Raw genomic sequence first — 19,583 nt, forward strand, 5'->3', positions numbered from 1 at the left:
CGGGCTGGGCCAGTTTAGGCTACTTCAGGCAGGATTTCGGTTACGTAGGTATGACGGATGCTGCGTTCGCGGCGGGGGTCATACAGTTCCATGGTGAACTGGGTAGCAGGACGAATGCCACCGATGGCACCGACCGTACCGCAGGTCATGCCAAAGCCTTCAGGCATGGTGGTGGACTGGAAGTAGCCTTCGATCAGTTCCAGCGGATTCTTCAGGGTGGACAAGGGACCGTCCTGGTACAGGACTTCCTTGCCGTCTTCCTGAATGTAGGCGCGGATGATCAGCTCGTCCCAGTAGTCGGCCACGTCGCTGAACAACCAGGCTTCGCGGGCAACGGGCTTGGCGCAGATCTGCTTGGACAGGGCCACGCTGTGGGCTTCCAGTACGCGGTCCGTGTGGTCCGAGGCCAGGCTGACCAGCAGGCGACCCTGGTGGTTGAACACAAACACTTCGGTCTCGCCGGACGAACCGGAGCCCACGACCTGGATGTCGGCATCCTGGATCATCTGGTTGGCGGCGATGCGGTAGTACAAAGGCACCGAGCTAGGGCGCGGTACGCCCAGTTCGGCCAGCTCTTCAATGTGGTGCTCGATGGCAGCCAGATCGCGGCCAGCCCAGCCGGCCACGATGCAGTGCTGCAAATCAGCTTCGATGATTTCAGTGTGGGTGGCCTGGGCCAGTTCAAAGGTCAAACGCATAGCAGTACTCGTTTACTCAAAGACAGATTGGGATTAACCGAACAGGCGTGGCAGCCACAAAGCCAGATCCGGGAAGATAGCCAGCAGGCCCACCATGGCCAGCAGCATGATCACAAAGGGCAGGCTGCCCATCATGACGTCATTCATGCTGCCGCTCTTGCGCAGGCTCTGGACCACAAACAGGTTCAGACCAACAGGCGGAGTGATCAGCGCCACTTCCACCAGAATGATGATGGCAATACCCAGCCACACCGGATCAAAGCCCAGGGCGATCATGATGGGAGCCACGATAGGGATGGTGGTGATCATCATGGACAGGGTTTCCATGAAGCAGCCCAGCACCAGGTAGAACACTACGATGATCATCAGCATGACCATGGGCGAGACACCCAGGCCCGTGATGGCGTCGGTCAGCGCATTGGTCAGGCCAGTGGCGGACATGACAAAGTTCAGGAAGGCCGAACCGATCACGATCAGCATGATCATGGCGGTGGCTTTCATGGTGCCTTCCAGCACTTCCTTGATCATGTTCCAGCTCATACGGCCCGAGAAGGCAGCCAGAATCAGAGCACCGACCACACCCAGGGCAGCAGCCTCGGTCGGGGTGGCAACACCGGCGTAAATCGAGCCCACGACCAGCAGGAAAATACCCAGTGGTGGAACCAGGTGCACCAGGCTGGCAAAACGCTGGCCCCAGGAGGCCTGGATCTTCGCACCGCCCCATTTGGGTTTGACCATACATGCAGCAGCAATTGCCAACATGAACAGCAAGGCCATGCCCAAACCGGGGATGATGCCGGCCAGGTACAGCTTGGGCACAGAAGTATTGGTCAGTACACCGTAGATCACCAGGTTGATCGAAGGCGGAATCAGAATGCCCAAGGTACCGCCAGCGGCCAGGCTACCCAGGAACAGAGGCTCGTTATAGCCTTGTTTCTTGATTTGTGGCAGGGCCACGGTGCCCACGGTGGCGGCAGTGGCCACGCTGGAACCGGATGTGGCGGCAAACAGGGCGCTGGCACCAATGTTGGCGTGCATCAGGCCGCCGGGCAGCCAGGACAGCCACAGGCTCATGGCGTTGTACATGCGTTCAGCCATGCCCGAGCGCAGCAGAATCTCGCCCAGCATGATGAACAGGGGAATGGCCACCAGCAGGAATTCGTTGCTGGTGCCCCAGGAAATTTCGCCCAATGCGCCGGTCAGGGGCAGCATGGAATACAGCGGGTCCAGAATCAGGCCCAAAACACCCAGGGCAGCGCCCACGGGAATGCTCAGTCCGATCAGAACGAGCAGGAGAGTCAGTGCAGTACTAATCATTTGGTGTCTCCGTGGACCATGCGTTGGCCGGCCTCGGCTTCTTCAAGGGCTTCTTCCTGGGTGCTGCGAATGCCGCACAGGTTCTGGATGGCGTTCAGGTCACCCGTGATCAGGGCCAGGCTGGAGCGCAGCAGCATCAGTGCCAGGACGACACACAGCCAGATCAGGCCTGCGACCCACAGAAACTGGGGAATCCACAGGGGAGTGCCCATTGCTGTATTCGCCGTGGACTGGTTGGTCCAGGAAATGTCGGCCACGCTGGTGGCATACAGGGTCAGATACACAATAAAGACCGAAAGTGCGACCAGGGCAATCCAGTCCAGCAGGGCGGCAAGGCGCACGGGCAGATGCTGGTAGATGGCGTCGATACGGATATTGGCGCGTTGCAAGGTGGCAAAGGACAAGGCCCAGGAGATGCTGATGGCAAAGGCATAGCCAGACAACTCATCGGAGCCGCCTAGCGAGCGTCCGCTGAATTTACGGAACAGCACATCGGCCGTGATGTAGAGAGCGCTGATCAAGGTCAGGCTGCCAGCAAACCAGATGGCGTAGCGCGACAGATTGGTAGCACCAGCCAGCAGGCGGTTGAGCATGGCGAATTTTTCGGTATTTTCCATGGCGTCTAACCCGTATAGGGTTCAGGGAGCTTATAAATGGACGAGTAGGCCCTGGAGACAGGGTGGGCCCAGGTGCTGGGCCACCAACTGACGCGAGGGGTAGCGTCAGTTGGCAGTGACATCAAGTCAGATTACTTCTTGGCTTCAAAGCCCAGGATCGGGCTCAGGCTGGCGTTAAAGGCCGCCACAGTGTCAGCGGAGCTGCGATCGGCCCACTTGGGCACCACGGTTTCGCTCATGACTTTCTTCAGCAGTTCGCGGTCAGCGTCTGTAGGCTTGACCAGAGTCATCTTGCCTTTCAGAGGCTGCGTGCAAGTGTCGGCGCCAGTGTTGCAGTCATAGCCTTCTTGCGTTTCCTTGGCAGCGGCCGCCCAGATTTCTTCGGTCATGGCCTTGATGTTGCTGGCCAGGAATTCCTGAACTTTGGGGTCCAGCTTGTTCCAGGTGCCCAGGTTGGCTGCGTGAATCTGCTGATTCCAGTTGATGGGCATTTCGTACAGCTTGGAGCTGACTTCGTACCACTTGGCCGAGTAGCCGGACATGGAGCCGGTAATGGCGCAATCGACCACACCGTTTTGCAGGGCAGGAACCACTTCACCAAATGGGATGGTTACGCTGTTGCCGCCCAGAGCCTGAACGAATTCAGCCTGTGTACGGCTGCTGGTACGCACTTTCTTGCCTTTCAGATCGCTCAGGCCGTTGAAGTTGCCGTTGCAAAACAGAACCTGGGCCGGGTAGGTGGAGAAACCCAGTACCTTGACGTTGTTCTTGGCGTAGAACTGCTCGTAAGCAGGGGTGAAGGCGTCGGTCAGCTTCTTGGCCACTTCGATATCGGGAGCCAGGCCAGCCAGGTCGATGGCTTCGTTAATGGAGTTGTCGCTGGCGAAGTAAGCCAGGGTAGCCGTGCCAAAAGGAATCACGCCCTGACCGATCAAGCGCATGATTTCAGGACCTTTCAGGCCCATGTCGTTAAAGCCCTTGATATCAGCGGTGATCTGGCCACCGGACAGCTCAGGCACTTTCTTGGCCCAGAAGGGCTGCTCTGTGTTCTGGTAGGCGGTCAGGTTGCTCAAGCCACCGACAACTTTCAAAGAAGTCTTGGGCAGTTCCTGGGCCATGGCGGCAGAGCCCAGGGCCAGCGAGCCTAAAGCCAGGGAGGTCAGTACGATTTTTTTCATAAGGTGCTCCTAATAGCGGTCCAGCTGTATGGTTGATAGAGTGCGCTCCCTGTTTGCAGGGGCTGCATATTGAAACCAAAGGGGCGACCGGGGGTGCCGGTCAAATCTTGCTTACAGCGCGGCCAGCCGTGTGTTGGGCAGATCGGTAATCAACATATGGCCAGGGGCATGTGTGATACAAAACTGCGGCTTGGCCTGGGCAGCAACGGCTTGAGGGGTGACGCCGCAAGCCCAGAAAACGGGTAATTCGTCGGGGCCGACTGGCACAGCATCGCCATAGTCGGGTTGTTGCAGGTCGCTGATTCCAATCAGGGACGGGTCGCCGATATGAACCGGGGCGCCGTGCACGGACGGAAAGCGCGAAGTGATCTGAATGGCACGAATGGCATCGGCAGCACGCATGGGGCGCATCGACACCACCAACGGGCCGGACAGGCGCTGTGTGCCCTGGGTCTGGATCGAGCTGCGATACATGGGCACATTCACACCCGCGCTGATATGGCGCACATCAATTCCGTCGGCCAGCAGCGCTTCTTCAAAGGAGAAGGAGCAACCAATCAGAAAGGACACCAGATCATCGCGCCAGACATCTTCGATGTTCAGCGGCTCGGCGCTGAGCTCGCCGTTCTGCCAGACACGGTAACGAGGGAAGTCCGTGCGCAGATCAATCGAGCCCCCCAAGGTTGGAACCTGGAATTGACCCGGTTCGGTCACTGCCAATAAAGGGCAGGGTTTGGGGTTGCGCTGACAAAACAGCAAGAACTCATCGGCCCAGTCTTTGGGGAGGATCATCAGGTTGGCCTGCACATAGCCTGCCGCCAGTCCTGCAGTAGGACCAGTATGGGTTTCTTGACGGATCAGCTCGCGGCATTTTTCGGCCTCGGGCGCCAACACAGGCAGGGTTTGCAGGTTCATGAATGACCACTCGCACAAAAGGGGGTTGATCACAGCATCGGATTGCAACCGATCGGATAATGTGTGTCCAATCGTATGTTTGAATCCAAGGCCATAAAGATTACTTATCGGACTGCACGTATTGTTGGGCGATCGCTTGCGCATGATCGGCGACGACGCGGGCAATATGACTGTCCGGCGAGTCCATCCAACAGGCAAAAAATTCGATCGCCGGCAGTGGCTGATCAACCTTCAAAAGACGCAGTTTTCCCTCGGAAAGCTCGTCTTTTATGACGTCCGGTGCAAGTACGCTTGGACCCATTGCGTGGCGCGTCATTTGCACGATTGTGCTCAGGGATGCGCTGCCAAAAATACGGGGGGATTTGACGCCGGCACGCAGCAAAGCTTCGCGTGTGGCCAGGTAAGGAACACTACCCGAGGGATAGGTGATTACAGGGTAAACCCCTAGCTCTGAAACACTGACTTTTCGGCCGTGCAGCTTCAATTCGGGGCTGGCGACCCAGCCTAACTGATAAGCACAAAGTCGAATGCACTGCTCTTTGGGGTCCTGACCCACGCCCACAATCATGGCCATGTCGATCTGGAAACTGGCCAGTTGCTGGCGCAGCACGCTCGTTGTGTCCACGTGGATTTCAATGACCAGGGAGGGGTATTCCTGATGCAGCTTGTCGATCAGTTCATGCAACCAGGTCTGCACAATGGTTTCAGCCACCCCCAGACGCAGCAGGCCGCGGATGGCGTTCTGCTCTTTGGCGGCGCGCAGCATCTCGGTACGCAGATCCAGCATGCGCTGTGCGTGCGACAACAACTCCTGGCCTTTATCGGTCAGCTTGATGCCCCGGGCACCCCGATCAAACAAGCGCAGCTCCAGACTGGATTCCAGTCCGGCGATACGCTGAGAAATAGACGGTTGGGTCGTGTTGAGTTTTTCGGCAGCTGCCCGGAAACCGCCAAGCTCGGCAACCCATACAAAGGCTTCGATCTGTTTGAGATCAATCATGTTTCCGGTCCAGAAAATAGGCAGTCTTATTATGCCTGATGGCAATTGGCGGGCATAAGTAGAGCAGGCGGATATTTTTCTGCATCTTTGTTTGATTGGACGCGGCCACCACTATAATTCGCCCATGACTTGCAAGATACTGATTGTGCGTACGTCCTCTTTGGGAGATCTGGTGCATATGCTGCCAGCAATCTCGGACATTGCACGCCATGTGCCCGGTGCACAAATTGATTGGCTCGTAGAAGAGAGCTTTGCTCAGATTCCGGGCTGGCATCCGGCAGTAAATGAAGTGATCCCGGTGGCGCATCGGCGCTGGCGCAAACAATGGTGGTCTGCCCAGACGCGCCAGGAACGCGCCGCCTTGCGCGAACAACTGCAATCACGCCAATACGATGTTGTGCTGGATATGCAGGCGCTGATGAAATCCATCTGGCTGGTACGGCAGACTAAAGGCCGTCGTCATGGGCTGGATTGGAAGTCGGCGCGTGAACCGCTGGCCTCGCTGTTCTACGATGTGCGTCATCGCGTCGGTTTCTGGCAGCCTGCTGTGTTCCGTCAGCGCAGCTTGGCCGCGTCTGCCTTTGGCTATCAGTTTGAAGGCGCTCCTGATTTTGGTTTGCAGGGTTTGGCCGCGCAAGCCCCCAAGGACGAGGATCCTTACGCTATCATCATGCCGTCGGCCAGCCGCGACGATAAGCTCTGGGAGCCGGAGAACTGGCAACAGGTCTTTGATCGCCTGCAAGGGGAAGGGATGGCACTGCGCTTGTTGGCGGGCAGCCCTGCCGAGTCCGCCCGTGCCGAGGCGTTGATTGTCGGTCGCAGCCAGGCTCAGGTGATGCCACGAATGGATTTGACGCCTATCGCTCTGCAATTGGCTGGAGCGCAAGTCATGGTGGGTCTGGACAGTGGTCTGACGCATTTGTCAGCCGGTTTGGGCCGTCCTACCATTGGTATCTATAAAGCCTCGACCCCAGTGCGTACCCCCCTGGAAGGTTCCGCCTACACCGCCAGCCTGGGCGAGCGTGGGCATCCTCCTTCAGCGGAAACCGTGCTCTGTGCCATCGATCAGGCGCTGGGGCGGACAGGAGTGCCGGAGGCGGCCTTGTTGGACGCGCCAAAAGGCTAGTTCGGGTCTGATCGCCAATTCGTTTTTTTGTCAGCTGGCTTTGTGCTTACAATACGCGATGCTAAGGGGCCTGCAGCCCCGCCTGGGCGCAGGCCCTTTGTCTGCCTGACATTATTTTCTATTCGTCTTCCTGGTAGCGCCGAGCGTGGCTTGGCTGCTGCTGATTTCGTACTGAGGCTAAGCGGGTGAACCGATTTTTTTATACCGCCTCTATTCGCATATTGTCTCCAGCCTTGATGGCCTGGATGGGCTTGCGTGCCCGTCGAGCGGGTGGCGAATGGCAGGTGTTATCGGGTCCCCGCTTTGGTTTTTATGGTTCGCTGCCTGCGCCCAGGAAAGCCCCGGTGTGGGTGCATGCGGTCAGCCTGGGTGAAACGCGTGCGGCGCAGCCTTTGATTCGTGCTTTGCTGGATCAGGGGGAGACGGTCCTGTTAACCCATATGACAGTTACGGGCCGTACAGAAGGTGCGACTGCGTTTGCGGCTGAGATTGCCAGCGGGCAATTGCTGCAACAATGGCTACCCTACGACTTTCCCGGCTCGGTACGACGTTTTTTTGCCCATTACCGGCCATGTGCCGGGGTGCTGATTGAACGCGAGGTATGGCCCAATCTACTGGCTGCGGCACGCCGGCAAGGTGTTCCCATGATGTTGGCCAGTGCCCGGTTCTCGGAAAGTGCATTGCGTACCAGCCTGAAAGCAGGTTCGGTCATGCGAGAGGCCTACCGCTCCTTCAAGTTGATCTATGCCCAAAGCCTGGCTGATGCACAGCGTCTGGAGTTGGCGGGTGCACAAGGCGTGCGCGTGTCAGGGAATCTGAAGTTTGATGTGGTTTTGCCACAGGACAAGATTGCGCGTGGCCGTGGCTTTGCCAGCGATCTGGGGCGGCGTGTGGTGGTGATCGCCAGCACACGCGAGACTGAGCATGTCGATTTCATTGATGCCATTGCCCATTACCTGCGCCGTGAACGCAAGCATGGGAGCGAGCTGCATAGCCCAGTCCTGTTTGTTGTGATTCCACGTCACCCGGAGCGGTTTGAAGAAGCGGCAGATTATCTGAATCAGTTAGGCTTGCGTTCTGTGCGGCGTAGCGGGTTGCTGGAGCAGGGTGATACCAGCACCAGTGCTATCAAGGCTTGTCGTGAAGTGGATGTGCTGCTGGGCGACACCCTAGGTGAAATGCACTGGTATTACGGCCTGGCACGAGTCGCCATTGTGGCGGGCAGCTTCCAGCCCTTGGGCGGGCAGAACTTTATCGAGGCCTGCGCAGTGGGTGTCCCTGTGATTGTGGGTCCGCATACTCATAATTTTGCCCAAGCCATGCAAGATGCCATGCAGGCCGGCGCTGCGATACGTGCGGGTACGCCAGCCTTGGCGTTGCAGCAGGCACTGGAGCTAGTAGATGATCCAGCACGTCATCACAAAATGGCTGATGCGGGTTTGCATTGGGTTCAAATGCACGAAGGCGCAGTGCAGCGTGTACTTTCTGGATTGGCACAAATCCGCGATTAAATACGTGGCTGTTTATTAGCTAATAAGTATTTAGTTTTACGTGTTTTGGAATTTGTGGCGATTTGAGGACAGCTCGTCTTGAGTTGAATCAAGTTAAATAAAAAAGCCCGCATATAGCGGGCTTTTTTGAGATCTAAAAACTGATCGAGATCGATTTACAGTTTTTGGATGCTCTTAGCTTGTGGACCCTTTTGGCCTTCAGCCGACACGTACGAAACGCGCTGGTTTTCTTCCAAGGATTTAAAGCCCGTGCCCAAGATGTCGGAATGGTGAACGAAAAGATCTTTGCCACCGTTGTCGGGGGAGATAAAGCCGTAGCCTTTTTCGTTATTGAACCATTTCACGATACCGGTTTCTGTTTGCATTTCCTGCATTCCCTAAAAATGACGAGCAATCTGCTCAAAAAAGATTGTCAAGATGTAAAAATCAGGGCAATGAGTATTAGAAACAATACCGTATTGAACAAACTTCGACGAACTTGAAATCCTGCACCGCCAATCGTAGGGGGTATTTAACCTGTAAGTCAAGCTAAATCGACCCTCTGCGTGGTTTTAAGGCAGTGTTTGATCAACAATTGCAACCAAGCTTGTTATCGTAACGGACCCCTCTGCGCCCCTCGTTAAAGTCCGTGGTATTTACGACCAAATTCAAGCGTAGCATGAAAGAAACCGGACTTGCTACCACAGTCGTAACGTGTGCCTTCATATTCATATGCATATACCGCACGGCTTTCCAAAAGACTGGCAATTCCATCCGTTAATTGAATCTCTCCACCGACCCCTGCTTGAGTGCGTCGCAGGTGGTCAAATATTTCCGGTTCCAATACATAACGGCCTACAACGGCTTGTGTAGAAGGGGCTACTTCGGGTGCGGGCTTTTCAACAATTCCATTAAGTCGAGTTGCTTTTGAGTCGACTAAATTACCCGAAACAATTCCATATTTATTTGTTTCATTTCTATTTACATTTTGAGTTGCCACAATACTTCCGTTGTATTGATGCGCAGCCTCAACCAGCTGCCGCGATACAGGTGTGGTGGCGTCGATCAGGTCGTCCGCCAGCAGGACCAGGAAGGGCTCGTTGCCCACGATCGGTGCAGCGCACAGCACGGCATGGCCCAGACCCAGCGCGCGTGGCTGGCGGGTGTAAATACAGCTGACATGGCTGGGAATGATGTTTTGAACGGCATCCAGCAATTCCAGCTTGTTCTTGCCTTCCAGTTCGTGTTCCAGTTCCGGGATGCTGTCAAAGTGATCTTCAATAGCTCGCTTGTTGCGGCCAGTGATAAAGATCAGTTCTGTGACTCCAGCGGCGACAGCCTCTTCGACAGCGTACTGAATCAGTGGTTTGTCGACAATTGGCAACATTTCCTTGGGCATGGCCTTGGTGGCGGGCAGAAAACGTGTGCCTAGACCGGCGACGGGGAAAACTGCTTTGCGTATGGGTTTCATAGTGTCGTCAATCGAGGATCAAGGGGAAGCTGGCGTCGGATGGGCCGGGGTTCCAAGTTGAATGGCATCTTGGTTACGCTGCGAAAACTGTCTAGGCTCACGGCCTTGTTCGCTGGGGGGCGTGCCAAAAAAGCCTTGCCCAAAAGCCAGCAAGGCAAGGTTTGCCACCAGGATCAGTATGAAAAGCAGTCGCATCGCAAATGCCCTGAAAAGTACAGTTCAACCCAAGATTGTACGGGTAGGGGAGTTTAAGTTCATCCGTTTTAATGCCAATCGTATCTATGGGTCACCGGCAGTTCACGGGCAAGAGGGGGTAGAGGGACGGTTATAAGCTCGAATCGACTTACGGGTGCGCCGCAAACAGCGACAGACCCCGCAAGGCAGGAGTTTCCAGCTCGTGTAGATGGGGGGGCTCTATATTGAGCAAACGGCAATGATGACTTAATTGCTCTAACAGTTCTTGCTGAGCCAGTGCGCGGCCACCGCCCGCCAAAAAGACCAATGGGCTGTGTCCCAGATGCTGACGGCCTTTCTCCCATTGTCGCAACACGGCTCCAGCCTGTGCGGCAGCAACCCCGGTACTGATAGCTTCTTGAGTATTGCGTGGGAACGCCGCAGTTTGCCCATGCGCCTCAGGAAGCTGCGCCGTATTTTGCTTGAGTGAAGCCAGCATCAAGCTGGGACCGGGCAGAATGGAGCCACCTAAAAAGTGACGCACTCCATTTTGTGCAGGTCCCAGCAAGTCAATCGTGGTAGCAGTACCAAAGCTGATCAGCAAGGCGCCTTGGTCGACCGGGTATTCCTGGGCTAGCAAATCGCTTAAGCCTAATAAGGAGGCCCAGCGGTCGGCACCCAATTGGCCAGCCTGTTCATAATCGTTGTGCAGCCCGAAAGCCTGCTCTTGGGCCTGCAACCAGCGTACCGGGCCCAAGCCCAGACGGCTGACGGCCGCATCAATTTGCGCCTGGACCTGTGGCCCGGCCACATTCACCCCTAGTGCTTGCACACCTTTTTGTTGGGCGAATTCTTGCAGCGGGGCCTGGCCTGCCTCCAGCCAAACCGCCAATTGATCCAATTGGTCGGCATGCACGCTAACCGGCTGGCTTTCGCGCGCGCCGCTTAAAGGATGACACCACCCTAGTTTGATACGGGTATTGCCAGAGTCGATGAGCAGGGTCATGCCGGATCGTCAGAGCTAAAAAGAGTGCAGTATAGCGATCAGCGGTGAGCGCGAACGGAAACTTCGCCCACTGTGACCGCACGTTCGGAACCATCGGGGTGGCGCAATAATAATTGCCCCGAGGTATTGATGCCCGTCACGATGCCTGTATGCAGGACTTGGCCGTTGTCAATGATATGGACTTGCTGGCCAATCAGTGCGTCAACTTGCGCGTAGCGTGTAGGCAGATCAGCAAAACCGTGGGCTGTGACATGGTTCAGGCTCAGGTACAGGCTTTGCGCGACTTTGGCCACAAGGTCCGAGCAGCGTGCCAGAGACGCTTGCTGGGAGTGTTCAGCAATGCTGGTCCAGTCTGCAATGGCGCGTTGCGTGTTCTGGCTGATGGTCTCTGCTTCACGCAGGTTCAGGCCTATGCCGATAATCACCACATGATGGTCACTGGAGCTGGGCGCTGCACTGGCGCGGGTCGCCTCAACCAGAATGCCGGACAGTTTGGCCTGATCCCACAGCACGTCATTCGGCCATTTCATGGCCAGACGATTACGCACTGCCGGTTCCAGAAACTGGCGCAGCGCTTCCGTCGTTGCCAGACCGGACAGCGGCGAAAGAGTAGGCAGCTGCCGCGCAGGCAGAAAAATATCAAAGGCACAGGAAAACATCAGGTTTGCACCGACGCTGTTTTCCCATGTGCGTCCGGCACGCCCACGACCACGACTTTGCAGATGTGCGCCCAGCAACCAGGGACGCACACGCGGCCCGGATTCCTGACGAGCCAGGGCAAGCAAATCGGCGTTGGTCGATTCGGTCGAGTCTACCCAGCGTATCTGGGGAAAATGTGGCAAGCGCGTACGCAGCTCTGCCACCATATCGCGCGGGCTGGGTAGGGTGAATGCAGAAGAGGTATTCATGACAATCCGGTACACTGGATGAGTTAAACGTAATCTTATGTGATATTTGATCTGAGCATGTCTGAACGCGTAGATACAATCCAATTTTCCGGCCAGGCCGGTGTTATTGACTGTGCTCTGGACTGGCCAGCAGGCGAGCCCAAGGGTTGGGCCTTGTTGCTGCATCCTCACCCTTTGCATGGTGGGGCACGTAACAACAAAGTGGTGACAACCTTGTCGCGCAGTGCCACTCAACATGGTTTGCTGGCAGTACGCCCGGATTTCCGTGGTGTCGGCAAGTCTGCCGGGGAGTTCGATAGCAGCCGCGGCGAAACTGCCGATATGCTGGCTTTGATTGAGCAATTCCCATCACATTTCCCGCAGTGGAGCGCTGGCCCATCCATGTTGGCCGGGTTTTCATTTGGCACTGCAGTCGCTGCTCAAGTGTATGCCAGCCTGCAGGAAGCCCAGGCACCTTTGCCCGGCGCCTTCATCCTGACTGGTACTGCGGTCAATCGTTTCCGCTTCCGGGATGTCAGCCCTCCTGCCGATACCTTGCTAGTGCACGGTGAAACCGACGATGTCGTTCCCTTGTCGGAAGGCATGGACTTTGCGCGTGAGCATCAGTTGCCCATGGTTGTGCTGCCAGAGGCCGGCCACTTTTTTCATGGCAAGCTGATTCAGCTGCGTGAGTTGGTCAGCCGTCATTTGGCCGGGCTTGGAACCTAAGCCGGGTTTTGCTTTCAAATCGTTGCGTTTTCCTGTTCAGACTCAGGGGCCTTGCCCCTCACAGGCCCAGATGGCTCTGCCATAATGGGTTCTTTCCGCCACTGTCAAAGCAATCGATTTTTTCCATGACTTTTATTCAAAAATTTGCATCTCCAGTCCTCTCTCGTTGTGTGGTGGCACTTGCCCTGGCGCTGCCTATGGTGGCTCAGGCACAGACTCAAACCCCTGCACCGACAGAATCGGCTCAAGTGCTTGGCGCTCAGACGCCTGCCTTGCCAGGTGATTTGTCCGTTGTACCCGCACCTAGCCTGACGGCACGTGCCTGGTTGTCCATGGACGTTAATAGTGGCCAGATCATCGCGGCAGAAGGGCTGAACGAACAGGTCGAGCCTGCCTCCCTGACCAAGCTGATGACGGCCTATCTGGTCTTTGATGCTTTGGAATCCGGTCGCCTGAAGCTGGATCAGACCGTTGTGATTTCGGACAAGGCATGGCGCACCGAAGGTTCGCGCATGTTCGTGAAAGTTAATTCGCAAGTGGCCGTGAATGATCTGCTGCAAGGTGTGATCGTGCAATCGGGCAATGATGCCTCTGTTGCCTTGGCCGAAGCCGTTGCGGGTAGCGAAGGTGCTTTTGCTGCCTTGATGAACGAAGAAGCCGCCAAGCTGGGTTTGACGGCTACGCATTTCAAGAACTCCACCGGCTTGCCTGACCCCGAGCATCTGACCTCGGTACGTGATCTGGGCGTGCTGTCTGCGGCACTGGTTGCCCGCTTCCCCCAGTATCTGCACTACTACAGCCAAAAAGAGTACACCTACAACAATATCAAGCAGCCCAACCGTAACCGCCTGCTGTGGCTGGACAATACAGTTGATGGTTTGAAAACTGGCCATACCCAATCGGCAGGTTACTGCCTGGTGTCGACGGCCTTGCGCGATGGTCGTCGTGTGGTGTCGGTTGTCGTGGGTACAGCGAACGATGCCGCCCGTACAGAAAACAGCCTGAAGCTTCTGAACTGGAGCTTCCAGAACTTTGAAACGGTCAAGCTGTACGACGCCAGCAATCCTGCTGTCACCGCCCGCGTTTGGGAAGGTGAGGTCGAGAATGTAGGCCTGGGTACAGAAGGAGCCTTGTGGTTGACAGTTCCTCGTGGCAAGTCCTCGGAAATCAAGCCGGTTGCCAACTATACCCAGCCTTTGCTGGCTCCGTTGAGCAAGGGTGACAAGGTCGGTACACTGACTTTGTCCCTGGATGGCAAAGTTTTGGCAGAGCAGCCTTTGCTGGTGCTGCAAGATGTGCCCGAGGCAGGCTTTTTTGGTCGTATGGCCGACAAAGTGCGCTTGATGTTTGAATAATTCCTTGGTGCGAGGCTAAATCCTATGATTGCAGGCATTGACCCCGACAGCATTGTTTATTTGAACGGCGACTTTGTGCGCTTGGGTGAAGCGAAGATCTCGGTACTGGATCGTGGCTTTATCTTTGGCGACGGCATTTACGATGTCGTGCCTGCTTATCACGGGAAACCTTTTCGTATTGATGGGCACCTGGGGCGCTTGGAGCGCAGTCTGGCCAAGGTGGGCATTACCAATCCTTTCACTCGACGTGAGTGGGAAAAGCTGGTGCTGGATATGCTGGCACGATCGGGCCGGGGTGCTGACTGCATGGTCTACATTCAGGTGACGCGCGGTGTTGCCAAGCGCGACCATGCCTTCCCCAGCAATGTGCCGCCCAGCATCTTCATCATGGTCTCGCCCTTCAAGCGTGTGCAGCAAGAACGCGAAACGGGTTTGAAGGCAGTGGCTATTGAAGATGAACGCTGGCTGCGTTGCGATATAAAATCCGTTTCTCTGCTGGGCAATGTGTTGGCCAAGCAGCAGGCGGTTGAAGCCGGCGTGGATGAGGTCATTCAGTTCAGAGACGGTTTTCTGACCGAAGGGGCCTCCTGCAATATCTGGATTGTGCGCGACGGCACTTTGCTGGCACCCATGCGCAACAATTTGATCCTGGAAGGGATTCGCTACAGTTTGATGGAAGAGCTGGCCGCCCAGGCGGGCATCGCTTTTCAGGCGCGTCAGATCTCTCGTGAAGAGGTCGACACTGCCGACGAGATCATGATGACGTCAGCCACCAAAGAGGTGCTGCCCATCGTTGTATTTAACGGTCAGCCCGTCGGTGACGGACGACCCGGCCCTGTCTTTGCCAAATTACGTGAAGGCTATGACAAGGCCATCAAGGCTGCGGAGCAAGCATGACAATTTCCCCCGAAGAGTCGTTGATCGAATACCCTAGTGACTTTCCTATCAAAGTCATGGGCCAGACTCACGAAACCCTGCAAGACGAATTACTGGCTATCGTGCTGGAGCACGACCCAGGCTTTGACGCTGCCACTATTGAGGTGCGTCCCAGCAAGGCAGGCAACTACACGGGCCTGACTTTCACGGTGCGCGCTGTCTCGCGTGAGCAACTGGACAATCTTTATCGTGCCCTGCATGCGCATCATCTGGTGCGTGTGGTGATGTAAAGCAGGGATCAGGCGTTCATGTCCGACTCAGTTCGTATCAAGTGGTTTGAGCGGCCTAGCGCCTATGAACCTATCTGGCAGGCAATGCGCAACTTTACCGAGCAGCGCGAGCCGGAGACTCCAGATGAAATCTGGCTTGTCGAGCACACGCCTGTCTACACTCAAGGGCAGGCCGGCAAGCCGGAACATCTGCTGAACCCCGGTGGCATCCCCGTGGTGCAAACCGACAGAGGCGGGCAGATTACCTATCACGGCCCTGGGCAGCTGATGGTGTACTGCCTGTTTGATCTGCGCCGGGTAGGCTTATACGTCAAAGAATACGTACGCCTGCTGGAAGAGGCGGTCATTGCCTGTCTGACGCATTTTGGTGTCGAAGGCGCTTGTTGCAAGCCAGGGGCACCAGGAGTTTACGTACCACAAGCTGCGCAAAGCCAAGAGTTGGCCAAGATTTCCGCGCTGGGTATCAAGATTCGCAATGGTCGCTCTTACCATGGCCTGGCCTTGAATATCGGTATGGATCTAAGCCCCTTTAGCGGCATCAATCCCTGTGGTTATGAAGGGCTGCAAACAACAGATATGCGTTCGCAAGGCGTCGTGGTCCCCATGGACGAGGTTGCACAGTATTTGTCTGATTATCTATCGCAAGCGATGGCTCTGCGCCTACAGGCAGCGGCAGCTTAAATAGCGCAGCTATAAAGCGCCGCATGTGGCGGCGCTCATCTTTATATTGTTATTTATTCGTCAAGTGCCGCTTCAGGTTCCGCTCCAGTGTGGCGGGCGTTTCTCGATAAAAGCATCAATACCTTCGCAGGCATCATTGCTCATCATATTGTCAGCCATGACCTGACCGGCGTAGTCGTAGGCTTGTTCAAGAGCCAGGCTGCGCTGGCGGTAGAACATGGCCTTGCCTGCGCGGACGGCGACCGGACTCTTGGCCATGATGCTGTCGGCCAGTTTCTGTACGGTTTGATCCAGCTGGTCTTCGGCTACCGCGTAATTGATCAGCCCCAGCTCTTGAGCTCGTTGGGCGCTGATGAATTCGCCCGTCATCAACATTTCCATGGCGGCCTTGGGTGGCACGCAGCGCGACAGGGCAACAGCAGGGGTGGAGCAGAAAAGGCCAACATTAATGCCTGATACTGCAAAGCGAGTGGACTCGGTGGCCACAGCCATATCGCAGGTAGCAACCAGCTGACAGCCCGCTGCAGTGGCCAGCCCTTGCACACGAGCAATCACCGGTACGGGCAAGGCCAGCACACCTTGCATGACGCGGCTGCAGCGGCTGAACAGATCACGGTAATAGTCGTGTTCGGGTTTGGAGCGCATCTGTTTCAGATCGTGCCCGGCACAAAAGGCCTTGCCTTCCGCTTGAATGATGACGCACTGCAAGCTGGGGTCCTGAGCCAGCTTGTCCAGAATGTGTTGTAAAGAGTCCAACACCTCTTCAGACAGCGCGTTGTACTTGGCCGGCCGGTTCAAGGTGATGCGGGCCAGTCCCTGATGCTGTTCCAGCAGGACGGGATCGGCGAGGTGCTCTTGTGACATGCAAGTCTCCGTACTTATAGTATGTGCAGGTTTTATTCTCGGGTGTTGCTGCATCGTTAAGTCGACCCTTATATTAGAGGGGTCTGGTACAAACTATCGCCCTTGTTCTAGGCGCTTGTAAAGCGAAGGAGCTACAATTGACCACTGCGCCCATCGTTTAGTGATGTTGCCCGCACGCTGTTTTTCTATTTAGACGCCTATGACCACCCCTACAGATACGTCCGTCGATTCCAAACCTACTGTGCGCCCTCGCGTTGTCGAATACGACGCAACGCAAAAGCAGAAGGCCGAGGCCAAGACCTCGCGCATTCCCATTAAGGTCGTGCAGGCAGAGCGTTTGAAAAAGCCTGATTGGATTCGGGTGAAGGCGGCTGCACCGAACTCCCGTTTCTACGAGATCAAGGAAACTCTGCGCGAGCACAAGCTGTTCTCGGTGTGCGAAGAAGCCTCCTGTCCCAATATCGGGGAGTGTTTTGGCAAGGGCACGGCCACCTTCATGATCATGGGCGACAAGTGCACACGTCGTTGCCCATTCTGTGATGTGGGCCATGGCCGTCCTGACCCGCTGGACGAGAATGAACCCGCCAATCTGGCCAAGGCCATTGGTGCCATGAAGTTGTCCTACGTGGTTATTACCTCCGTAGACCGTGACGACTTGCGTGATGGTGGCGCTGCCCACTTTGTGGAATGTATCCGTCAGGTGCGCGAGCATTCGCCTACTACGACCATTGAAGTGCTGGTGCCGGACTTCCGTGCACGTCTGGACCGTGCGTTGGGCATCCTGAATGCCTGCCCTCCAGATGTGATGAACCACAACCTGGAAACGGTACCTCGCTTGTACAAGCAGGCGCGTCCGGGTTCGGATTACCACCACTCCTTGAAACTGCTGCAAGAGTTCAAGAAGCTGCATCCAAACATTCCAACCAAATCCGGTTTGATGGTTGGCTTGGGTGAGACCAACGAAGAGATTCTGGAAGTGATGCGCGATATGCGTGCTCACGATATTGATATGCTGACCATTGGCCAGTATTTGCAGCCATCCGGCCACCACTTGCCAGTGATGCGCTACGTGACGCCTGATGAGTTCTTGATGTTTGAGCGCGAGGCCTATGCAATGGGCTTTACCCATGCGGCGGTTGGTGCCATGGTGCGTTCGTCCTATCATGCAGACCAGCAGGCGCACGCAGCAGGTGTGCAACCTTAAAAATAAGAGAACAGGTCTTTTTAAGACTTGGCTTTTATTTGAAGAACCCGGCCTTGGCGCCGGGTTTTTTTTTATGTCTTCCGGGTTTTCCGGTGTTGTTGATCCGCGCCTGCTTTTTTTACAGCTTCCAGGGCAGCCAGCAGGCCGGAGAGTCGTTAGCGGTTTTTGGGGCATGTATCCCTGGCTGCCTGTATCAATGCTTGCCGGTGTCTTTTTATTCGGACGGTGGGCTTTCTACTGCACCACTCCGGGCCAGGGCCTTGGTAGACAAACTCTCTATATAAGGCTCCAGCACTTCGTCGTAATCTTCGACGCCCAGATACCAGGCCGTCAGACCTTTGCTGTCTTGTTTAAGATCAGTCCAGCAGAATAAAGAGCGATCAAAAGAGTCCTTGATGGTCTCGTTCACAAGCTTGAACAATTCATCCAGCAAGGGCAGGCTGCTTAAGGGGACGGCAAATGGCGTTTCTCCCTGAAATTGCCAGCTATATTGTTCGAGCAGTTCGTTCGACCAAAGAGCATGTTGTTCTTGAGAGCTTAATTCTGGATTGGCAGGGCTTAAAGGCATGGTTCTGGATCAGGTAAGGGGAACAGATGGTCAAGCGCCGGTGGCAAACCATTGTATGGGAGCGACGCCTTGCTCTTTGAGCCACTCATTGGCTTGCTGGAAATGACCGCAACCAATAAAAGGAACAGGGGGGCGGCGAGCAGCCAAGGGGGAAGGGTGATTGGCTTTCAAAATCAGGTAAGGATGCTGGGAGTGCTGCTGAATCAGTGCTTCTTTGGCTTGGGCGTGGGCACCCCACAACATATAAACAATAGGGCGTGTAGTCTGCTGGGCCAGGTTCATCAGCAGGGAGTCAGTAATCTGCTCCCAGCCTTTCTTGGCGTGAGAGGCAGGCAAACCATCTTCTACAGTCAGCGATGTATTCAATAGCAAGACACCTTGCCGACCCCAGTTGCTCAGATCATGACTGCTTGGCAAGGCGGTGTCGGGATACTCCAGCTCCAACTCTTTAAAGATATTGCGCAGACTGGGTGGAGCCGGGCAGGTGTCAGGCACAGAAAATGACAGGCCCTGTGCCTGATTGGGCCCGTGATAAGGATCCTGGCCCAGAATCACTACGCTGACTTTTTGCAATGGCAGCAGTTCCAGTGCGCGGAAAGGGGCGGCCGGGTAAATAGAGGCGCCATCCTGGCACTCCTTGTCCAACCACTTGGCCAGAGTTGCCAATATGTCTTGCAGCTCCGGGCGATCCAATGTGGCACGCCAGTCGCTGGGAAGGCGGGCAATTTGATTCAGGATGTTCTCGGTCAGGAGATTGCCGGAGAGTAGTTCCTCGCCAATCAGGCTGAGCTGTGCCGCAGGGGCTTGAGAAGATGAGCGGGCCATAGTCTGCATACAGAGTTATTTGTCCGCCTATTGTAATAGGGGAGAGGTGGCCTACCTATCTGCTTGGATGGGGTGTCTCTATATAGAGAGGGGTTTGTCGGTCAAAAGTAGGTGCTTGGTACGCCTTTATATATAGAGGGATGACCGGCGCTCTATATAGAGTGTTGTAGACCAGGTTTCAGATCAGCGGCCCATGGTGATAGCCGGGGCCTTGTGTAGCCTTCCCCACGATTGCAACTGCATTCTTATCTTTTCTGTCTGTCTGTCTGTCTGTCTGTCTGTCTGTCTGTCTGTCTGTCTGTCTGTCTGTCT

21 protein-coding genes are annotated in these 19,583 nt (G+C 55.7%); 8 read left to right on the forward strand and 13 right to left on the reverse strand.

The window, feature by feature from the left end:
• Positions 1-14 precede the first annotated feature (14 nt).
• The 6 genes from U2949_RS12685 to U2949_RS12710 all read right to left on the reverse strand — a co-directional run bounded on the left by U2949_RS12685 (position 15) and on the right by U2949_RS12710 (position 5,725).
• Positions 15-698 carry a DUF2848 domain-containing protein gene (locus tag U2949_RS12685; RefSeq protein ID WP_009460123.1) on the reverse strand — a complete coding sequence of 228 codons (684 nt, stop codon included), beginning with the start codon at positions 696-698 and terminating at the stop codon, positions 15-17.
• A gap of 33 nt (positions 699-731) precedes the next feature.
• On the reverse strand, positions 732-2,015 hold the full coding sequence (locus U2949_RS12690; protein WP_321288101.1) for a TRAP transporter large permease: 1,284 nt from the start codon (positions 2,013-2,015) through the stop codon (positions 732-734).
• Positions 2,012-2,632, reverse strand: coding sequence for a TRAP transporter small permease subunit (locus U2949_RS12695; protein ID WP_026483785.1), 621 nt, complete (start codon positions 2,630-2,632; stop codon positions 2,012-2,014). Before U2949_RS12695 ends, U2949_RS12690 begins: the two co-directional genes overlap by 4 nt.
• Before the next feature lie 131 nt (positions 2,633-2,763).
• On the reverse strand, positions 2,764-3,810 hold the full coding sequence (locus tag U2949_RS12700) for a TRAP transporter substrate-binding protein (RefSeq protein WP_026483784.1): 1,047 nt from the start codon (positions 3,808-3,810) through the stop codon (positions 2,764-2,766).
• Between the two features lie 111 nt (positions 3,811-3,921).
• A complete protein-coding gene (locus tag U2949_RS12705) occupies positions 3,922-4,725 on the reverse strand; it encodes a putative hydro-lyase (RefSeq protein WP_026483783.1) in 804 nt (267 codons plus the stop codon).
• Between the two features lie 100 nt (positions 4,726-4,825).
• On the reverse strand, positions 4,826-5,725 hold the full coding sequence (locus tag U2949_RS12710; RefSeq protein ID WP_026483782.1) for a LysR family transcriptional regulator: 900 nt from the start codon (positions 5,723-5,725) through the stop codon (positions 4,826-4,828).
• 124 nt (positions 5,726-5,849) lie between these two features.
• On the opposite strand from U2949_RS12710, the gene waaC reads away from it, so the two are divergent.
• Positions 5,850-6,851 carry a lipopolysaccharide heptosyltransferase I gene (gene waaC, locus U2949_RS12715; RefSeq protein WP_026483781.1) on the forward strand — a complete coding sequence of 334 codons (1,002 nt, stop codon included), beginning with the start codon at positions 5,850-5,852 and terminating at the stop codon, positions 6,849-6,851.
• Between the two features lie 185 nt (positions 6,852-7,036).
• The gene (locus U2949_RS12720; protein WP_321288104.1) at positions 7,037-8,362 is read left to right on the forward strand and encodes a 3-deoxy-D-manno-octulosonic acid transferase; all 1,326 of its coding nucleotides are present in this window, start codon (positions 7,037-7,039) and stop codon (positions 8,360-8,362) included.
• A gap of 155 nt (positions 8,363-8,517) precedes the next feature.
• Here the strand turns inward: U2949_RS12720 and U2949_RS12725 are convergent, their stop codons facing one another.
• The 4 genes from U2949_RS12725 to U2949_RS12740 form a co-directional block, all read right to left on the reverse strand.
• Positions 8,518-8,727: a cold-shock protein gene (locus U2949_RS12725; RefSeq protein WP_026483779.1), complete on the reverse strand. Its 210-nt coding sequence runs from the start codon at positions 8,725-8,727 to the stop codon at positions 8,518-8,520.
• A 254-nt stretch (positions 8,728-8,981) separates the two neighbouring features.
• Positions 8,982-9,812: a UTP--glucose-1-phosphate uridylyltransferase GalU gene (gene galU / locus U2949_RS12730; RefSeq protein WP_026483778.1), complete on the reverse strand. Its 831-nt coding sequence runs from the start codon at positions 9,810-9,812 to the stop codon at positions 8,982-8,984.
• A gap of 343 nt (positions 9,813-10,155) precedes the next feature.
• Positions 10,156-10,992, reverse strand: coding sequence for a type III pantothenate kinase (locus U2949_RS12735; RefSeq protein WP_321288106.1), 837 nt, complete (start codon positions 10,990-10,992; stop codon positions 10,156-10,158).
• Between the two features lie 38 nt (positions 10,993-11,030).
• Positions 11,031-11,900, reverse strand: coding sequence for a biotin--[acetyl-CoA-carboxylase] ligase (locus U2949_RS12740; protein ID WP_009460113.1), 870 nt, complete (start codon positions 11,898-11,900; stop codon positions 11,031-11,033).
• Positions 11,901-11,957: 57 nt separating this feature from the next.
• On the opposite strand from U2949_RS12740, the gene U2949_RS12745 reads away from it, so the two are divergent.
• The 5 genes from U2949_RS12745 to lipB all read left to right on the forward strand — a co-directional run bounded on the left by U2949_RS12745 (position 11,958) and on the right by lipB (position 15,810).
• On the forward strand, positions 11,958-12,608 hold the full coding sequence (locus tag U2949_RS12745) for an alpha/beta hydrolase (RefSeq protein WP_321288109.1): 651 nt from the start codon (positions 11,958-11,960) through the stop codon (positions 12,606-12,608).
• Positions 12,609-12,733: 125 nt separating this feature from the next.
• Positions 12,734-13,963, forward strand: a complete 1,230-nt coding sequence (locus U2949_RS12750) for a D-alanyl-D-alanine carboxypeptidase family protein (protein ID WP_321288111.1) — start codon at positions 12,734-12,736, stop codon at positions 13,961-13,963.
• 24 nt (positions 13,964-13,987) lie between these two features.
• Positions 13,988-14,860 carry a D-amino acid aminotransferase gene (locus U2949_RS12755; RefSeq protein WP_009460109.1) on the forward strand — a complete coding sequence of 291 codons (873 nt, stop codon included), beginning with the start codon at positions 13,988-13,990 and terminating at the stop codon, positions 14,858-14,860.
• Positions 14,857-15,129: a DUF493 family protein gene (locus U2949_RS12760; protein WP_009460108.1), complete on the forward strand. Its 273-nt coding sequence runs from the start codon at positions 14,857-14,859 to the stop codon at positions 15,127-15,129. The genes U2949_RS12755 and U2949_RS12760 overlap by 4 nt, the downstream gene beginning before the upstream one ends.
• An 18-nt stretch (positions 15,130-15,147) precedes the next feature.
• A complete protein-coding gene (gene lipB / locus U2949_RS12765) occupies positions 15,148-15,810 on the forward strand; it encodes a lipoyl(octanoyl) transferase LipB (RefSeq protein ID WP_026483773.1) in 663 nt (220 codons plus the stop codon).
• A gap of 72 nt (positions 15,811-15,882) precedes the next feature.
• On the opposite strand, the gene U2949_RS12770 is transcribed toward lipB, so the two are convergent.
• Complete coding sequence (locus U2949_RS12770; protein WP_257723409.1) at positions 15,883-16,674, reverse strand: enoyl-CoA hydratase; 792 nt, start codon at positions 16,672-16,674, stop codon at positions 15,883-15,885.
• 199 nt (positions 16,675-16,873) lie between these two features.
• On the opposite strand from U2949_RS12770, the gene lipA reads away from it, so the two are divergent.
• A complete protein-coding gene (gene lipA, locus U2949_RS12775; protein WP_021447088.1) occupies positions 16,874-17,878 on the forward strand; it encodes a lipoyl synthase in 1,005 nt (334 codons plus the stop codon).
• Positions 17,879-18,092: 214 nt separating this feature from the next.
• Here the strand turns inward: lipA and U2949_RS12780 are convergent, their stop codons facing one another.
• Together U2949_RS12780 and U2949_RS12785 are read right to left on the reverse strand one after the other, a co-directional pair.
• Positions 18,093-18,446 carry a hypothetical protein gene (locus U2949_RS12780; RefSeq protein WP_257723410.1) on the reverse strand — a complete coding sequence of 118 codons (354 nt, stop codon included), beginning with the start codon at positions 18,444-18,446 and terminating at the stop codon, positions 18,093-18,095.
• A 30-nt stretch (positions 18,447-18,476) separates the two neighbouring features.
• Positions 18,477-19,271, reverse strand: coding sequence for a uracil-DNA glycosylase (locus U2949_RS12785; protein ID WP_250756487.1), 795 nt, complete (start codon positions 19,269-19,271; stop codon positions 18,477-18,479).
• Positions 19,272-19,583: the final 312 nt, after the last annotated feature.

The sequence above is a fragment of the Alcaligenes phenolicus genome (assembly GCF_032063905.1).
Classification (GTDB): domain Bacteria; phylum Pseudomonadota; class Gammaproteobacteria; order Burkholderiales; family Burkholderiaceae_B; genus Alcaligenes; species Alcaligenes phenolicus.

What these genes read in the sequence shown, in the direction of transcription:
- U2949_RS12685 (WP_009460123.1), bottom strand. Translation starts at nt 698, where the DNA reads ATGCGTTTGACCTTTGAACTGGCCCAGGCCACCCACACTGAAATCATC.
- U2949_RS12690 (WP_321288101.1), bottom strand. Translation starts at nt 2,015, where the DNA reads ATGATTAGTACTGCACTGACTCTCCTGCTCGTTCTGATCGGACTGAGC.
- U2949_RS12695 (WP_026483785.1), bottom strand. Translation starts at nt 2,632, where the DNA reads ATGGAAAATACCGAAAAATTCGCCATGCTCAACCGCCTGCTGGCTGGT.
- U2949_RS12700 (WP_026483784.1), bottom strand. Translation starts at nt 3,810, where the DNA reads ATGAAAAAAATCGTACTGACCTCCCTGGCTTTAGGCTCGCTGGCCCTG.
- U2949_RS12705 (WP_026483783.1), bottom strand. Translation starts at nt 4,725, where the DNA reads ATGAACCTGCAAACCCTGCCTGTGTTGGCGCCCGAGGCCGAAAAATGC.
- U2949_RS12710 (WP_026483782.1), bottom strand. Translation starts at nt 5,725, where the DNA reads ATGATTGATCTCAAACAGATCGAAGCCTTTGTATGGGTTGCCGAGCTT.
- waaC (WP_026483781.1), top strand. Translation starts at nt 5,850, where the DNA reads ATGACTTGCAAGATACTGATTGTGCGTACGTCCTCTTTGGGAGATCTG.
- U2949_RS12725 (WP_026483779.1), bottom strand. Translation starts at nt 8,727, where the DNA reads ATGCAAACAGAAACCGGTATCGTGAAATGGTTCAATAACGAAAAAGGC.
- galU (WP_026483778.1), bottom strand. Translation starts at nt 9,812, where the DNA reads ATGAAACCCATACGCAAAGCAGTTTTCCCCGTCGCCGGTCTAGGCACA.
- U2949_RS12735 (WP_321288106.1), bottom strand. Translation starts at nt 10,992, where the DNA reads ATGACCCTGCTCATCGACTCTGGCAATACCCGTATCAAACTAGGGTGG.
- U2949_RS12740 (WP_009460113.1), bottom strand. Translation starts at nt 11,900, where the DNA reads ATGAATACCTCTTCTGCATTCACCCTACCCAGCCCGCGCGATATGGTG.
- U2949_RS12745 (WP_321288109.1), top strand. Translation starts at nt 11,958, where the DNA reads ATGTCTGAACGCGTAGATACAATCCAATTTTCCGGCCAGGCCGGTGTT.
- U2949_RS12750 (WP_321288111.1), top strand. Translation starts at nt 12,734, where the DNA reads ATGACTTTTATTCAAAAATTTGCATCTCCAGTCCTCTCTCGTTGTGTG.
- U2949_RS12755 (WP_009460109.1), top strand. Translation starts at nt 13,988, where the DNA reads ATGATTGCAGGCATTGACCCCGACAGCATTGTTTATTTGAACGGCGAC.
- U2949_RS12760 (WP_009460108.1), top strand. Translation starts at nt 14,857, where the DNA reads ATGACAATTTCCCCCGAAGAGTCGTTGATCGAATACCCTAGTGACTTT.
- lipB (WP_026483773.1), top strand. Translation starts at nt 15,148, where the DNA reads ATGTCCGACTCAGTTCGTATCAAGTGGTTTGAGCGGCCTAGCGCCTAT.
- U2949_RS12770 (WP_257723409.1), bottom strand. Translation starts at nt 16,674, where the DNA reads ATGTCACAAGAGCACCTCGCCGATCCCGTCCTGCTGGAACAGCATCAG.
- lipA (WP_021447088.1), top strand. Translation starts at nt 16,874, where the DNA reads ATGACCACCCCTACAGATACGTCCGTCGATTCCAAACCTACTGTGCGC.
- U2949_RS12780 (WP_257723410.1), bottom strand. Translation starts at nt 18,446, where the DNA reads ATGCCTTTAAGCCCTGCCAATCCAGAATTAAGCTCTCAAGAACAACAT.
- U2949_RS12785 (WP_250756487.1), bottom strand. Translation starts at nt 19,271, where the DNA reads ATGGCCCGCTCATCTTCTCAAGCCCCTGCGGCACAGCTCAGCCTGATT.